The organism is Citrobacter telavivensis (genome assembly GCF_041807075.1).
GTDB lineage: Bacteria > Pseudomonadota > Gammaproteobacteria > Enterobacterales > Enterobacteriaceae > Citrobacter_A > Citrobacter_A telavivensis.
Genome location: NZ_JBGUBF010000001.1, coordinates 204,701 through 220,595, shown reverse-complemented (window position 1 = coordinate 220,595; position 15,895 = coordinate 204,701). Strand labels below are relative to the sequence as shown.

13 protein-coding genes and 1 pseudogene are annotated in these 15,895 nt (G+C 52.4%); 4 read left to right on the top strand and 10 right to left on the bottom strand.

The genetic code is table 11. The features are described 5' to 3' along the window. Window positions 1-20: 20 nt before the first annotated feature. Together ACERJC_RS01010 and queC are read left to right on the top strand one after the other, a co-directional pair. A complete protein-coding gene (locus ACERJC_RS01010) occupies window positions 21-1,721 on the top strand; it encodes an SgrR family transcriptional regulator (RefSeq protein WP_373670838.1) in 1,701 nt (566 codons plus the stop codon). Window positions 1,722-1,785: 64 nt separating this feature from the next. Continuing rightward, complete coding sequence (gene queC / locus ACERJC_RS01005) at window positions 1,786-2,481, top strand: 7-cyano-7-deazaguanine synthase QueC (protein ID WP_373670837.1); 696 nt, start codon at window positions 1,786-1,788, stop codon at window positions 2,479-2,481. On the opposite strand, the pseudogene ACERJC_RS01000 reads toward queC, so the two are convergent. The 10 genes and pseudogenes from ACERJC_RS01000 to bolA all read right to left on the bottom strand — a co-directional run. Beyond that, window positions 2,421-2,582, bottom strand: a pseudogene (locus ACERJC_RS01000) (hypothetical protein); the annotation flags it as partial. The gene queC and the pseudogene ACERJC_RS01000 overlap by 61 nt on opposite strands. A gap of 4 nt (window positions 2,583-2,586) precedes the next feature. Next, window positions 2,587-2,985, bottom strand: coding sequence for a long-chain acyl-CoA thioesterase FadM (fadM, locus tag ACERJC_RS00995; RefSeq protein WP_043001576.1), 399 nt, complete (start codon window positions 2,983-2,985; stop codon window positions 2,587-2,589). A 214-nt stretch (window positions 2,986-3,199) separates the two neighbouring features. Continuing rightward, complete coding sequence (locus tag ACERJC_RS00990) at window positions 3,200-3,580, bottom strand: helix-hairpin-helix domain-containing protein (RefSeq protein ID WP_373670836.1); 381 nt, start codon at window positions 3,578-3,580, stop codon at window positions 3,200-3,202. Window positions 3,581-3,730: 150 nt separating this feature from the next. Beyond that, a complete protein-coding gene (gene ppiD, locus ACERJC_RS00985) occupies window positions 3,731-5,605 on the bottom strand; it encodes a peptidylprolyl isomerase (RefSeq protein WP_373670835.1) in 1,875 nt (624 codons plus the stop codon). Window positions 5,606-5,873: 268 nt separating this feature from the next. Further along, window positions 5,874-6,161 carry a nucleoid-associated protein HU-beta gene (gene hupB, locus ACERJC_RS00980; RefSeq protein ID WP_152754439.1) on the bottom strand — a complete coding sequence of 96 codons (288 nt, stop codon included), beginning with the start codon at window positions 6,159-6,161 and terminating at the stop codon, window positions 5,874-5,876. A 193-nt stretch (window positions 6,162-6,354) separates the two neighbouring features. Continuing rightward, the gene (lon, locus tag ACERJC_RS00975; RefSeq protein ID WP_042285905.1) at window positions 6,355-8,709 is read right to left on the bottom strand and encodes an endopeptidase La; all 2,355 of its coding nucleotides are present in this window, start codon (window positions 8,707-8,709) and stop codon (window positions 6,355-6,357) included. A 184-nt stretch (window positions 8,710-8,893) separates the two neighbouring features. Further along, entirely contained in the window at window positions 8,894-10,168 is a 1,275-nt protein-coding gene (gene clpX / locus ACERJC_RS00970; protein WP_042324505.1) for an ATP-dependent protease ATP-binding subunit ClpX, read from the bottom strand. Between the two features lie 127 nt (window positions 10,169-10,295). Further along, complete coding sequence (gene clpP, locus ACERJC_RS00965) at window positions 10,296-10,919, bottom strand: ATP-dependent Clp endopeptidase proteolytic subunit ClpP (protein WP_002891804.1); 624 nt, start codon at window positions 10,917-10,919, stop codon at window positions 10,296-10,298. A gap of 245 nt (window positions 10,920-11,164) precedes the next feature. Then, complete coding sequence (tig, locus tag ACERJC_RS00960) at window positions 11,165-12,463, bottom strand: trigger factor (protein ID WP_373670834.1); 1,299 nt, start codon at window positions 12,461-12,463, stop codon at window positions 11,165-11,167. Between the two features lie 341 nt (window positions 12,464-12,804). Then, window positions 12,805-13,122, bottom strand: a complete 318-nt coding sequence (gene bolA / locus ACERJC_RS00955; protein WP_042324511.1) for a transcriptional regulator BolA — start codon at window positions 13,120-13,122, stop codon at window positions 12,805-12,807. Window positions 13,123-13,429: 307 nt separating this feature from the next. Here bolA and ACERJC_RS00950 point away from each other — a divergent pair, with 307 nt between their 5' ends. Both ACERJC_RS00950 and ampG read left to right on the top strand, forming a co-directional pair. Beyond that, on the top strand, window positions 13,430-14,008 hold the full coding sequence (locus ACERJC_RS00950; protein WP_061076642.1) for a lipoprotein: 579 nt from the start codon (window positions 13,430-13,432) through the stop codon (window positions 14,006-14,008). Window positions 14,009-14,053: 45 nt separating this feature from the next. Continuing rightward, window positions 14,054-15,529, top strand: a complete 1,476-nt coding sequence (gene ampG / locus ACERJC_RS00945; RefSeq protein WP_373671666.1) for a muropeptide MFS transporter AmpG — start codon at window positions 14,054-14,056, stop codon at window positions 15,527-15,529. Window positions 15,530-15,895 lie beyond the last annotated feature (366 nt).

The window sequence follows — 15,895 nt, the reverse complement described above, 5'->3', positions numbered from 1 at the left end:
AGGAATTGTTCCGGGTTTATATGCGACTTCTCAATCGGCTTAATCAATACCAGCGACTCTGGCAGCCGTCTAACGGCGAACCGCAGAACGTGACCGTCGGAGAACTGGCTGAACGCTGCTTCTGTAGCGAGCGGCACGTCCGCACGTTGTTACGCCAGGCGCAGGAGTCTGGCTGGCTGATCTGGGAAGCGCAGTCCGGACGCGGAAAGCGCGGACACCTGCGATTTCTGGTGACCCCGGAATCATTGCGCACCGCGATGATGGAACAGGCGCTGGAAAAGGGCCAACAGCTTAGCGTACTGGAACTGGCGCAACTGGCGCCCGGTGAACTGCGGGCGATGCTGCAGCCCTTTATGGGCGGTCAATGGCAAAACGATACGCCAACGCTGCGTATTCCCTATTACCGCCAGCTTGATCCGCTACATCCCGGTTTTCTTCCAGGGCGTGCCGAGCAGCATCTGGCGGGGCAGATTTTCTCCGGTCTGACGCGCTTTGACAGCCAGACGCAGCTTCCCTGCGGGGATTTAGCCCACCACTGGGATATCTCCGCCGATGGCTTGCGCTGGGACTTCTATATTCGCTCGACGCTGTTCTGGCACAATGGCGACGCGGTAGAGACCGCACAATTGCATCAGCGGCTGCTGATGTTACGCGAACTCCCGGCGTTGAACCGGCTGTTTATCAGCGTAAAGCATATTGAGGTGACGCATCCTCAGTGTCTGACGTTTATCCTGCACCGCCCAGATTTCTGGCTGGCGCATCGGCTGGCAAGCTACGGCAGCCTGCTGGCGCATCCAGAGCACCCCATCATTGGAACAGGTCCTTTTCGCCTGACGCTATTCACGCCTGAGCTGGTACGTCTGGAAAGCCACGACCATTACCATCTCGCACATCCGTTGTTGAAAGCCATTGAGTACTGGATAACCCCCCAGCTTTTTGCGCAGGATCTGGGTACCAGCTGTCGCCATCCGGTGCAGATAACCATTGGCAAACCCGAAGAGCTCGCCACGGTAAGCCCGGTGAGCACCGGCATCAGCCTCGGTTTTTGCTATCTCACGCTGAAAAAGAGCCCTCGTCTGACGCCACTACAGGCTCGTCGGCTGGTAAGCCTCATCCATCGTTCTTCGCTGCTGCAAACGCTGGATGTGAGGGAAAACCTGATTACGCCCTGTAATGAACTGTTGCCTGGTTGGGCCATCCCGCAGTGGGAAGGGCTGGAGGAGGTTGAACTGCCGAAAAAAATGACGCTGGTTTATCACCTGCCGGTGGAACTGCATACCATGGCAGAACGTCTGCGCCATACGCTGGCAACCCTCGGTTGCGAACTGACGCTGATTTTTCATAACGCGAAAACCTGGGATGGCTGCCAACAGCTTGCCGAAGCGGATCTGATGATGGGAGACCGACTGATTGGCGAAGCGCCCGAATATACTCTCGAACAGTGGTTGCGTTGCGATTCGCTCTGGCCGCACGTGCTTGATGCATCGACGTTCTCACATCTTCAGGCCACGCTGGATGCGTTGCAAAACAGACCAGAAGAGGAACATCGTTTTGCCGCACTACAACAAGTTTTCGCCAGCCTGATGAATGACGCCACGCTGACGCCGCTGTTTAACTATCACTATCGCATCAGCGCGCCGCCGGGCGTGAACGGAGTGCGCCTGAACCCGCGCGGCTGGTTTGAGTTCACTGAAGCCTGGCTGCCGCCACCGGCATCGTGAAGAAGCTGGTCGACGCGCAACTCTGGCGCTACCATAACGTTTTTGTGAATGATCAGGACAAACCATGAAACGTGCCGTCGTAGTATTCAGTGGAGGCCAGGACTCCACCACCTGTCTGGTGCAGGCGCTGCATCAGTATGATGAAGTGCATTGCGTGACCTTTGATTATGGTCAACGCCATCGCGCAGAGATTGATGTTGCACGTGATCTGGCTCTGAACCTGGGCGCGCGTGCGCACAAAGTACTGGATGTGACGCTGCTGAGTGAACTGGCCGTCAGCAGTCTGACCCGTGACAACATCCCGGTTCCGGATTACGAACCGGATGCCGATGGGATCCCGAACACCTTTGTCCCTGGACGCAATATTCTGTTTCTGACTCTGGCGGCGATTTATGCTTATCAGGTGAAAGCGGAAGCGGTGATTACCGGCGTCTGCGAGACCGACTTTTCTGGTTACCCTGACTGCCGTAATGATTTTGTCGAAGCGCTGAATCATGCGATCAAACTGGGGATGGCGAAGGATATCCGCTTTGAAACGCCGCTGATGTGGCTTGATAAGGCTGAAACCTGGGCGCTGGCAGACTATTGGGGCAAGCTGTCTCTGGTGCGTGAACAAACGCTGACCTGCTACAACGGCATTAAGGGTGACGGTTGCGGCCACTGTGCGGCCTGTAATCTGCGCGCAAATGGCCTGAATCATTATCTGGCGGATATACCGGCCGTGATGGCCGCAATGAAGCAAAAAACCGGGCTGAAGTAGGTGTGGGTTTCGCCGGATGGCGGTGCTGGCACCTTATCCGGCCTACTCGCAACACGCGATGAACATGTCGGCCTGATAAGCGCTGTGCCATCAGGCAATAAGACGTTACTTCACCATCTGTTCCAGTTTTTCGCGTAACTCCCCTTCCAGCGGCAGCGCTTTTTGCGATTTCAGATCGATACAGACGAACGTAATGAGCGCATCGGCCACCACCTGCCCTTCAGGCTCCAGCGTAATCACCTGACTCAAAATACCGCTTTTCCCGTTTAGCTGTTGTACCTGGCTGGTGACGGTCAGCAGGTCACTCAGCACCGCCGGGCGACGATAGTTGATATTAATATTGACCACCACGAAGGCGATATTGTGGGCAGTCATCCATTGAAAGCTATCGCTGCTCTCCAGGCCATCCCAGCGCGCTTCCTCCAGGAACTCAAGATAGCGGGCATTATTCACGTGCTGATAGACATCAAGATGATAACCACGAACTTTAATCTGTGTTTGCATAGCGCAGAAACCTTACGTTTTTTTATAAGAATGTACTCTATGAATTTCCAGTTGCAGAAAGGCGGCAAGTCAGTGAGTCCCGATGAGCTTACTAAAGTAAGTGACTCGCGAACGAACGTAGCCAACACATCTGCAGCTTGAAAGACATGAGTAGAGAGGCCATAACTGGTATGACCTCTCTTATCCTGGCAAATTTTTGCCACTGCGCAAGTTATTAAAGTGTTAAAATTGACAGATTACGTTCTACCAGCGAATTTCCCATTCCCGGCACCTGCTTGAGATCCTCCACCGTTTTAAACGGGCCGTATTCCTCACGGTAGCTGACTATCGCCTGCGCTTTCTTCAGACCAACGCCATTCATCGCCCGTGCCAGCTCCTCTGCCGACGCGGTATTAATACTAACTCTGGTGCCCTCCTCGACGCCGGCTTTCGCCGGAACAGCGGCTTTGTTTTGCCCTGCGGCCGGTGCTTGCCCGTTAGTCTCCACCACCGTGCTTTTCGCAGCCGCTGTCGATGTCGCCGCCAGCGAGCTTTGCGTCATACCCGCGCAGGCAAATGAAAGAGTGATAAGTAGCGCTTTGATTCCATGTTTCATACTGTTTTCTCCTTGTTTGTTAACAGTGGAATCACGATAGCGAGGCGAAACCCAACGAACAAATGGCAAATTTCAGAAATGGAAAAGGCCGCGAAAGCGGCCTTCAGGAGTTGCAACGGTTGTGCAATGATTTGCGAGAAGCCTCGACGATTACGGCTGCTGATCCATTGCATCGCCGATTTTAATTTTCGCCGCTTTGCGCAGGTTACTCATCAGCGCTTCAAAGACAATCTGCGCATTGTTCTGAGTGATCCCCTGAACCATCGCTTTCTTCTGCTCTTCCGGCATCGAACCCGCTTTCACGTCGTCCAGCGCCAACAGAACCACATTGCCCTGCATATCGTTGGCAACGCCATAACTCGGCTTGTCCTTCGCCGGCAGGCTCAGACCAAACGCCGCCTGGCTAACCGGATCCTGACCCGTACGACTCAGCGTTTTAGACTCGCCAAAGCTCAGACCTGCGGCTTTCATTGCTTCAGCGCCTTTACCGGCCTTCAGCTCAACCAACAGTTTTTCCGCATCCAGTTTTGCCTGCTGCTCTGCTTTGTTGTGCTTAACCAGCGCTGTAACCTGATCTTTCACTTCAGACAGCGGCTTCACGGCTTCTGCTTTGTGCTCACTGATACGCAGGACAAACGCGCGGTCACCATCCACGGTGATGATATCGGAGTTTCTGCCCGGCGCACCGTTTTCCCCCAACAGAGCACCATCAAAAATGGCGTCAGATACCGGTTTGAAATTCAGCTCTTCCGGCAGGTTGTCGTGGCTGAACCAGCCAGTTTGTACCGCTTTCGCGCCAGCCGCCTGTTCGGCACCGGCCAGAGATTCCGTGTCATTGTTCGCCGCGTCGCTCACTTTCTGCTGTAAGGCAAAGTAAGCATCCAGCGCTTTTTCCTGTTTCACTTTCGCGGCGATATCATCGCGAACGTCGTTCAGCGGCTTCACAATTGCCGGCTGAATGTCGTCCAGACGTACGACCAGGAAGCCAACAGAGGATTTAATGACGCCAGAAAGCTGACCTTTCTCTTTCAGTCCAGCATTTTTCAGTTCATCCGGGGTGGTGGCTTCTTCCAGCCAGCCCATATCGCCGCCGTTGCGGGCAGAGATGATATCGGCAGATTTTTCTTTCGCCAGAGCAGCAAAGTCACCGCCTTTGTTCAGCGCGTCCAGCACCGCTTTCGCTTCATCTTCCGTTTTGGTCTGGATGATGCTGTAACGGTTACGCTGAACCTGCGTGAACTGATCCTGGTGCTGATCGTAATAAGACTGAATATCTTCATCACTCACCGGCTTTTGCATCGACGCCGCATCCAGCTTGATGTAGCTGACGCGGAACTGTTCCGGGGTCATGAAGCTATTTTTGTTCTGCTCATAATAGCTGGCCACTTCCTGGTCCGTCACCGACTGCTTTGCAGCAAGCGCGTTAACGTCAATCGTGGCTTCACGGACGATACGCTGCTGAGAGACCAGCGCCGCCAGTTCATCGGTCTCGCCTTTGAGCATGAAATCGGTGCCTGCGACGCCGCTGATGAGTTGCTGAGTGGTCAGTTGATTACGTAGCGCCTGCGCATACTGGTCAGCGGTCATCCCCATCTGATTCACAATCGCGTTGTAGCGGTTGTTATCAAACTTGCCGTCCACCTGGAATGCTGGCGTGGAGAGAATGGCCTGTTTCACCTGTTCGTCGCTGATACTCAGTTTGAGTTCGCGGGCATACTGGTCAAGCAGCGCTTCATCAATCAAACGATTGAGCGTCTGCTGGCGCAGCGTTTTCATGTAACCTTCGTTCGCCGCGAGCTCAGAATACTGATCGCCCAACTGCTGCTGCATGCGATTACGTTCGCTGTTGAACGCATTCTCAAACTGCCCACGGCTGATTTCCTGGTCATTCACTTTAGCGGCGTAGTTGTTGCCTCCGCCAATCAGGTAACCACTCACGCCGGTCAGAATGAACGACACGATAATGATTCCGAAAATAATCTTGAGCACGAGACTGTTTGCAGCCGTGCGTAAGCTGTCCATCATGGTGTAACCACACTCCGCTGTAGGTGACTATACACTGCATCATTCAGGCTGCTTCGTCATGAACTGGCCCGATGCAACGTGAATATCTTTGTGTATATACGCATTACGCAGCATAGCGTTTCCTGAACACTGCGCATAAAGGTCTATTGTGACAAGAAACGGGGGCAATTGTCAGCCCACAACGTGTATAAAATCGCTGCAAAAAGAAAAAAGGCACATCAGTTGATGCGCCCTTGTACTGAGTCCTGTCCCCGGAAGGGGATCACGCTTAGTTTACTGCGTCTTTCAGTGCTTTACCTGCACGGAAACCAGGTACTTTGGCGGCAGCAATGGCGATCTCTTTACCTGTTTGCGGGTTGCGACCAGTACGGGCAGCACGCTCTTTAACAGCAAAAGTACCAAAACCTACCAGCGCAACGTCATCCCCTTCTTTCAGAGATTCGGTAACAGAAGCAATAATTGCGTCTAACGCACGCCCAGCCGCAGCTTTGGAGATATCAGCCCCTGCAGCAATTTTGTCGATCAGTTGAGATTTATTCACTCTTCTCTTCCTCATTATAATTTATATCGCACCTGAGTCCTTCAAAGTACGACCGCGCAGCAGTTATATCAGGCCTGCCATGCCCTTACAACACCCGATAATGATGGCAAGCCCAATCCGTCATCTAAATTAGCTATACAAAAAAAGGCTGGCAAGTACGAAATGGCCTGCCAGCCCTGTTTTTATTAGTGCTCTTTGCGCGAGGTCACTATTTTGCCGTCACAACCTGCATTCCAGAGGGTTCATTTTGCAAAGCGAGGGTCAAAACCTCTTCAATGCGTTTCACCGGATGGATGTCCAAATCGGCAATAACATTGTCCGGAATCTCTTCCAGGTCGCGTTTGTTTTCATCTGGAATTAAGACCGTTTTAATACCACCACGGTGTGCAGCCAGAAGTTTTTCTTTTAACCCACCGATCGGCAGTACCTGACCACGCAGGGTGATCTCACCGGTCATCGCCACATCAGCACGCACCGGGTTGCCGGTCAGACAGGAAACCAGCGCGGTACACATCGCAATACCGGCGCTCGGACCGTCTTTCGGCGTCGCCCCTTCCGGTACGTGAACGTGAATATCGCGTTTTTCGTAAAAGTCCGGATTAATACCCAGTTTTTCCGCGCGCGCGCGTACTACGGTCAGCGCTGCCTGGATGGATTCCTGCATCACTTCACCCAGCGAACCGGTGTAGGTCAGCTTGCCTTTGCCCGGTACGCAGGCGGTTTCGATGGTCAGCAGGTCGCCGCCCACCTCCGTCCACGCCAGACCGGTCACCTGGCCGACACGGTTTTCATTATCCGCACGACCATAGTCAAAGCGCTGTACGCCCAGGTAGTCGTGCAGGTTGTCGCCATTGATCACAATGTGTTTCAGTGACTTATCCAGCAGCAACTGCTTAACCGCTTTACGGCACAGTTTGGAGATTTCACGCTCCAGACTACGCACACCAGCTTCACGGGTGTAGTAACGAATAATGCCGATAATGGCGCTGTCGTCGACCGTCAGTTCACCTTTCTTCAGCGCATTACGTTCGATCTGTTTCGGCAGCAGATGCTGCTTGGCAATGTTTAGCTTTTCGTCTTCGGTATAACCGGACAGACGGATCACTTCCATACGATCCAGCAGCGGTGCCGGAATGTTCATGGAGTTGGAGGTCGCTACAAACATCACGTCGCTGAGATCGTAGTCCACTTCCAGGTAATGATCGCTGAACGCCACGTTCTGCTCAGGATCCAGCACCTCAAGCAGTGCGGATGCCGGATCGCCACGCATGTCAGAAGACATTTTGTCGATCTCATCAAGCAGGAACAGCGGGTTTTTAACGCCCACTTTGGCCATTTTCTGGATCAGTTTACCCGGCATAGAACCGATATACGTCCGACGGTGACCACGAATTTCCGCTTCATCACGCACGCCGCCCAGCGCCATACGGATGTATTTACGCCCGGTCGCTTTAGCGATGGACTGACCCAGAGAGGTTTTACCCACCCCCGGCGGTCCCACCAGGCACAGGATCGGTCCCTTGATTTTGTTTACACGGCTTTGTACCGCGAGATACTCAAGGATGCGGTCTTTCACACGTTCCAGACCGTAATGGTCGGTATCGAGGATTTCCTGCGCCTGACGCAGGTCTTTTTTGACCTTGCTACGCGCATTCCACGGCACCTGTACCATCCAGTCGATATAGCCACGCACGACGGTCGCTTCAGCCGACATCGGAGACATCATTTTCAGCTTCTGCAGTTCAGCTTCGGCTTTCTCTTTCGCCTCTTTCGGCATTTTCGCCGCGTCGATCTTACGCTTCAGCGCTTCGTTTTCGTCCGGCGCGTCGTCCATTTCGCCGAGTTCTTTCTGAATCGCCTTCATCTGCTCATTCAGATAATACTCACGCTGAGATTTCTCCATCTGCTTTTTCACGCGGTTGCGAATACGCTTCTCAACCTGCAACAGATCGATTTCGGACTCCATCATCGCCATCAGATACTCCAGACGCTCGTTCACGTCTGACATTTCCAGCACGGACTGTTTATCCGCTAACTTCAATGGCATATGGGCCGCGATGGTGTCCGCCAGGCGCGCCGGATCGTCGATGCTATTGAGCGACGTCAGCACTTCTGGTGGGATTTTCTTGTTCAGCTTGATATAGCCTTCGAACTGGCTAATAGCCGTCCGTACCAGCACTTCCTGTTCGCGCTCATCAATAGCAGGCGAATCAAGATATTCCGCTTTCGCAGAGAAGTGCTCGCCGTTATCAGACAGCGCAGAAATGCGCGCACGCTGTAACCCCTCGACCAGCACTTTGACGGTGCCGTCAGGCAATTTCAGCATCTGCAAAATAGAGGCCACGGTCCCGACGGTGAAAAGATCGTTTACACCCGGCTCATCCGTTGATGCTTCTTTCTGGGCGACCAGCATGATTTTTTTATCATGGTCCATAGCCGCTTCCAGACAACGGATAGATTTTTCCCGCCCTACAAACAAGGGTATGACCATGTGCGGATAAACCACCACATCGCGCAACGGCAATACGGGGATTTCAATGCGTTCAGAACGCTCAGGATTCATAGAGCTCTCTCTTAGTTTAGTGTCCGCCAGGTAATCAGATGACATAGCTGTGCTTCACGCCACCTTTAACATGTATGTCAGTATATGGGGATGTTTCCCACACATTCAACGCCATGTTTACGGAAAAATAAAAGGGGAGATAAAATCCCCCCTTTCTGATTAACTGATTGTATGAATTGGTTAATTATTCACCAGATGCCTGCTGCGCTTCCGGCTTACCGTAAATCAGTAATGGCTTGCTCTGACCGCCGATCACCGACTCATCAATCACCACTTTTTCGACGTCTTCCATTGAAGGCAGATCGTACATGGTATCCAGTAGCGCGGCTTCTACGATGGAACGCAGACCACGGGCACCGGTTTTACGCGCCATCGCTTTGCGGGCAATCGCATCCAGCGCTTCGTCGCGGAATTCCAGGTCAACGCCTTCGAGGTTGAACAACGCCTGATACTGCTTGGTCAGGGCGTTTTTAGGCTCTTTCAGGATCTGGATCAGCGCTTCTTCGCTCAGTTCACTCAGCGTCGCCACGACCGGCAGACGACCGATGAACTCAGGAATCAGACCGAACTTGATCAAATCTTCCGGTTCCACCTGCGAGAGCAGTTCGCCTTCGCTGGCCTTGTCGGATTTCGCTTTCACCGTCGCGCCAAAGCCAATGCCGGAGCCGGTTTCAACGCGGTTGGCGATCACTTTATCCAGACCGGCAAATGCACCGCCACAGATAAACAGGATCTTAGAGGTATCTACCTGCAAGAATTCCTGTTGCGGATGTTTACGTCCACCCTGCGGCGGAACGGCGGCAACCGTCCCTTCGATCAGTTTCAGCAGCGCCTGCTGTACGCCTTCGCCGGAAACGTCACGGGTAATCGACGGGTTGTCAGACTTGCGGGAAATCTTATCAATTTCATCGATATAGACGATACCACGCTGTGCCTTCTGCACATCGTAGTCGCACTTCTGCAACAGTTTCTGAATAATGTTCTCAACGTCTTCACCCACGTAACCCGCTTCGGTCAGCGTGGTGGCATCCGCCATCGTGAACGGGACGTCCAGCAGACGCGCCAGCGTTTCCGCCAACAGCGTTTTACCGGAACCGGTCGGGCCGATCAGCAGAATGTTACTTTTGCCCAATTCGACGCCATTGCTGGTGTCGCCATTGCGCAGACGTTTGTAGTGGTTGTATACCGCGACCGCCAGCACTTTCTTCGCCTGTTCCTGACCAATGACGTAATCGTCAAGGTGGTTACGAATTTCGTGTGGCGTCGGCAGCGCACTGCGTTCACGATGCGGTGCAACTTCCTTAATCTCTTCGCGAATGATGTCGTTACACAAATCGACACATTCATCGCAGATATACACGGATGGACCGGCGATGAGCTTACGCACTTCATGCTGGCTTTTGCCGCAAAAAGAGCAGTACAACAATTTGCCCGAGCCATCTTTGCGTTTATCTGTCATGAGTCAAAACCTCTTCTTTGTTCTTTGTGCCGCACACGACGACGCAAAATGCCATTCTCAGGCGCAACTCGCTTTGTCGCGTTGTGCCGCCCCTGGTAAGTATAGCGGCAGAGTTGCGCCCCGGGCATCAATTACGATGGGTCAAAATCGAGTCGACTAAGCCATACTCAACTGCCTCAGCGGCAGAGAGGAAGCGATCGCGCTCAGTATCACGTTCAATCTGCTCAAGAGATTGACCCGTATGGTGTGCCATAAGTTCGTTCATACGCCCTTTTACTTTCAGGATTTCACGGGCGTGAATTTCAATATCTGTTGCCTGACCCTGGTAACCACCCAACGGCTGGTGAATCATAACGCGGGAGTTCGGCAGGCAGAAACGTTTACCTTTCGCCCCGGCTGTCAGCAAGAACGCGCCCATCGAGGCCGCCTGGCCCATACAGATGGTGCTGACGTCTGGCTTAATAAACTGCATGGTGTCATAAATCGACATGCCTGCGGTGATCACGCCACCCGGAGAGTTAATGTACAGGTAGATATCTTTTTCCGGGTTTTCCGCTTCCAGGAACAGCATCTGCGCCACAATCAGGTTAGCCATATGATCTTCGACCTGGCCGGTCAGAAAAATGACACGTTCCTTAAGTAGACGAGAGTAGATATCAAAAGAGCGCTCACCACGTGAGGTCTGTTCAATGACCATCGGCACCAGCGCCATATGGGGTGCAAAGTTATCTCGTTCGCCGCTGTATGACATTTCCGTCTCCTGGATAAAAAATGAAAAAACCTGCTGTACCGATTGTAACCTTATGGACGGATTATCAGCTAGTCCCTCTGTTATGGGTACGGCATCGCCATAATTCAAGCATAACAATCTTTTGCTTTAACGCTAACACCGAAAAACGCTTTTTCGCACTCTTCCATGCAAAAGTCGTGACAAAAAAAAGACCCGCCACCTGACGGTGACGGGCCTTTGTGCGAATTTCGCGCGATTAAGCGGAATTACGCCTGCTGGTTCATCAGCTCATTGAAGGTCGCGGCTTTTTCAGTCACTTTCGCTTTCGCCAGAACCGCTTCAACAGCCTGTTCTTCCAGAGCGACGTTGCGCATGTTGTCCATCAGCTCTTTATTTTTGCTGTAGAACTCGATCACTTCTTTCGGATCTTCGTAAGCAGAAGCCATCTCTTCGATCAGGCCCTTCACGCGATCTTCATCCGCTTTCAGTTCATTGGTACGAATCACTTCGCCCAGCAGCAAACCAACCACTACGCGACGCTTAGCCTGTTCTTCGAACAGTTCACGCGGCAGTTCCAGAGCTTGTTTCTCGTTACCGCCGAAACGCTGAGCAGCCTGACGACGCAGAACGTCGATTTCGCTGTCGATCAGAGCAGCAGGAACGTCGATGTCGTTCGCTTTCACCAGACCGTCGATGGCCTGAGTTTTAACACGGTTACGCACTGCGCCTTTCAGCTCGCGTTCCATGTTTTTACGCACTTCAGCACGCAGACCGGCAACAGAACCATCTTCAACGCCGAAACGTTTGATGAATTCTTCAGTCAGTTCCGGCAGCTCACGCTCTTCCACTTTCTTCAGGTTAATGGCAAATTTCGCCGCTTTACCTTTCAGGTTTTCAGCGTGGTAGTCTTCCGGGAAGGTCACGTCGATGGTGAACTCTTCGCCTGCTTTGTGACCTTTGATACCGTCTTCAAAGCCCGGGATCATACGACCCTGGCCCATTGCCAGTACGAAATCAGACGCTTTACCGCCTTCGAACTCTTCGCCGTCCACAGAACCGGTAAAGTCGAGGGTGACGCGGTCTTCTGCATCCGCAGCGCCGTCTTTATCTTTCCAGGTCGCCTGCTGCTTACGCAGAGTGTCCAGCATCACGTCAACATCGGCGTCGGTAACGTCAACAACCGGTTTTTCAACTTCGATTGCGTCCAGACCGGTCAGTTCAACTTCCGGATAGACTTCGAATTCAACCGCGTAGGTGAAGTCTTCACCCAGTTTGTATTCGCCCGGAACGTAGTTCGGTGCACCCGCTGGATTGATTTTTTCTTTGATGATGGCATCAACGAAGTTGCGGCTCATCAGGTCACCCAGAACGTCCTGGCGAACAGACGCGCCATAACGCTGAGCAACAACATTCATCGGTACTTTGCCTTTACGGAAGCCGTCAATACGTACTTTCTTCGCTACGTTGACCAGCTCGCTTTTAACAGCGGTCTCGATGCTGTCAGCAGCGATAGTAATCGTTACACGGCGGCCAAGGCCTTGAGTGGTTTCAACTGAAACTTGCATCTTGTTACCTCAAAAAATCACAGTGCTCGGTCAACTCTACTCCGCAAGCACAGATTATTAGCTTCGCGGAACCGGGATGTTCTCTTAATCAATCACATTCCCTGTCGTCAGAATCATCCCGAAGACATTCAAATAAGACGCGGCATTATAGCGGCATCACTTTTATGAGTCGAGAACGGTTATTGCGCGTTGCTGCGGCATTTTTCACAATTCCCGGCTATTTTTGCCCTGAAAAGGGTCTGACCAGTGCAAAATTCAGACAAAACAAAACGGCCCGCAGGCCGTTTTCACATAATCTTTAGCAACATACTGGAAAAACGCCAGCGGTTGCAAATGCGTTTTTAAGCGATGCTTCCCGCACCACGACACGGCGGCGACGCAAAGATCGTATCCTGCAATCCTTCCCATTCTTTAATGGTATAGGTATGTAGCGCCAGCGCATGGACCGTTGTGGACAGTTCTGCGGTTAACGTACCGTAGATCATCCGATGACGATTCAAAAAACGCTCGCCGGTAAAGCGATCGCTAACCAGAACGACTTTAAAATGGCTTTCTGAACCAGCCGGGACATTGTGACGATAGCTTTCATCCACGACTTCGAGGAACACGGGTTGGAACGCTGCCCTTAATTTTTCTTCTATTTGCTCACGTATCATCATGATATATCTCCTCAAACGGCGCTGAGATGTCACCCATCCCTTTAAATATTAGCCGCTTTTACCGGTTCCATTACACCATTACAACAAAAATTTAGCCTTCGTCTGATTTTCGCTGTCAAAGCGATGAAGTTTACTGATTCAACCCTTTGGTCGATGGCATAAACCCCAAATTTAATCCCTGTCACCTCATTATTCGGACAACATGATGAATTTACATACGTTACCCACTTCCCCTCGCCGTTGGCGATGTTATGATGGCGGAAATTATTCTCTATCCATATGATTCAGAGTTACTGAGAACACGAACATGCTAAAAAAAATCCTCTTCCCGTTAATCGCGCTTTTCATGCTGGCAGGCTGTGCGACACCGCCAACCACGATTGACGTTTCGCCTAAAATCACGCTTCCGCAGCAGGATCCCAGTCTGATGGGTGTGACCGTCAGCATCAACGGCGCCGATCAGCGTCCGGACCAGGCGCTGGCGAAAGTGACCCGCGACAATCAACTGGTCACGCTGACCGCTTCTCGCGATCTGCGCTTCCTGTTACAAGAAGTACTGGAAAAACAGATGACCTCCCGCGGTTATATGGTAGGCCCGAACGGTGCGGTCAACCTGCAGATTATCGTGAACCAGCTGTATGCCGACGTATCTCAGGGCAACGTTCGCTACAACATCGCGACCAAAGCGGATATCGCTATCATCGCCACCGCAGCGAATGGCAACAAGATGACCAAAAACTACCGTGCCAGCTACTCTGTTGAAGGGGCTTTCCAGGCCACCAACAAGAATATCGCTAACGCGGTTAACAGCGTCCTGACCGACACTATCGCTGACATGTCTCAGGACACCAGCGTCCACGATTTCATCAAGCAAAACGCGCGTTAATTCCGTCTACTGGCCCGGCACTTCGCCGGGTCAGTTTTCATGCCCATGTCCAATCATTACTTACGCATTTTTCAGCAACCGAAATCAGCCATTTTGCTGATGCTAGGCTTTGCCTCCGGTCTGCCGCTCGCACTCACCTCCGGTACGCTTCAGGCGTGGATGACCGTCGAAAATATCGACCTGAAAACCATCGGTTTCTTTTCGCTGGTCGGTCAGGCCTATGTCTTTAAGTTTCTCTGGTCTCCGGTCATGGACCGTTACACGCCGCCCTTTTTAGGCCGTCGGCGCGGATGGTTACTGACGACACAATGTCTCTTACTGATTTCCATCGCCGCAATGGGCTTTCTGGAGCCGGGAACCCAGCTACGCTGGATGGCAGCGCTGGCGGTAGTGATTGCCTTTTGCTCAGCCTCGCAGGACATCGTGTTTGACGCCTGGAAAACGGACGTCTTAACCGCAGAAGAGCGCGGAACCGGTGCGGCAATCAGCGTGCTCGGCTACCGTCTCGGGATGCTGGTGTCCGGCGGACTGGCACTGTGGATGGCCGACCGCTGGCTCGGCTGGCAGGGCATGTACTGGCTGATGGCGGCATTTTTGATCCCCTGCATTATTTCCACGCTGCTCGCTCCCGAACCGACTGACAGCATACCGGTGCCAAAAACGCTGGAACAGGCGGTGGCCGCCCCGCTGCGCGATTTCTTTAGTCGCAACAACGCCTGGCTGATTTTGCTGCTCATCATCCTTTATAAGCTGGGTGATGCCTTCGCGATGACCCTGACCACTACCTTTTTGATTCGTGGCGTTGGCTTCGACGCCGGTGAAGTCGGCGTCGTCAATAAAACGCTGGGATTGATTGCCACCATTATTGGCGCGCTGTACGGCGGGGTATTGATGCAACGTTTGACGCTGTTTCGCGCGTTGCTGCTTTTCGGCATCCTGCAGGGCGTCTCTAACACCGGATACTGGCTCCTTTCGGTGACGGACAAACACATGTTCAGCATGGCTGCCGCCGTGTTTTTCGAAAATCTGTGCGGAGGAATGGGCACGTCGGCGTTTGTCGCGCTGCTGATGACGCTGTGTAATAAGTCGTTTTCCGCCACCCAGTTTGCCCTGTTGTCGGCACTTTCTGCCGTGGGGCGCGTCTATGTTGGTCCGGTTGCCGGCTGGTTTGTCGAAGCCCACGGCTGGTCGACATTTTATCTTTTCTCGGTTGTGGCGGCCGTTCCGGGTCTGCTATTGCTGTTGGTGTGTCGGCAAACGCTGGAGTACACGCGACAGAGCGAAAGTTTCCTGCCGCGCACAGAGTTCCGTTCAGCCTACAGTCTGGCATTATGGATCCTGATGACAGGATGTGCGTTGCTCGCCGTCTGGCTGCTGCTCCTGTCGATGAACGCGCTGGACTTTACTAACTTCTCCTTCCTCGCCGGATTACTGGAAATCGCGTTATCTGTCGCCATTTTCGGCATCGTGTTTGGCGGATTGCTCGACTATCTGGCGCTGCGCAAAACGCGACTGGTGTAAACTGCCGCTCTTATTTAGCCGTTGTAATCACCCTGCGTAATTATATCGGCTAAATAAACAGCAACTGAAAAAATTAATATTTGTTGTTTTGTGCGCAATAGAATCTGGAAATTATTGACGCCTTTTATAGGTTTTATTTTCCTTGATCGATTCAGCCTGAACACATTTATATTTTGTATTTAATTTGTCTCTTTATTGATAATCAGTTGTTAAGCAATTGTTTTATTTTCGCATTGGTTATACCAATTGCCCTCCTGTCTCCTCCCTGAAGTCTCCTTTCGTTATAACGTGATGTTGCAACAGGTTCTTAATGTAGTAGCGACACATCTTGCAACATATGTGACACGGGCGGCAGAACCCGGTAAC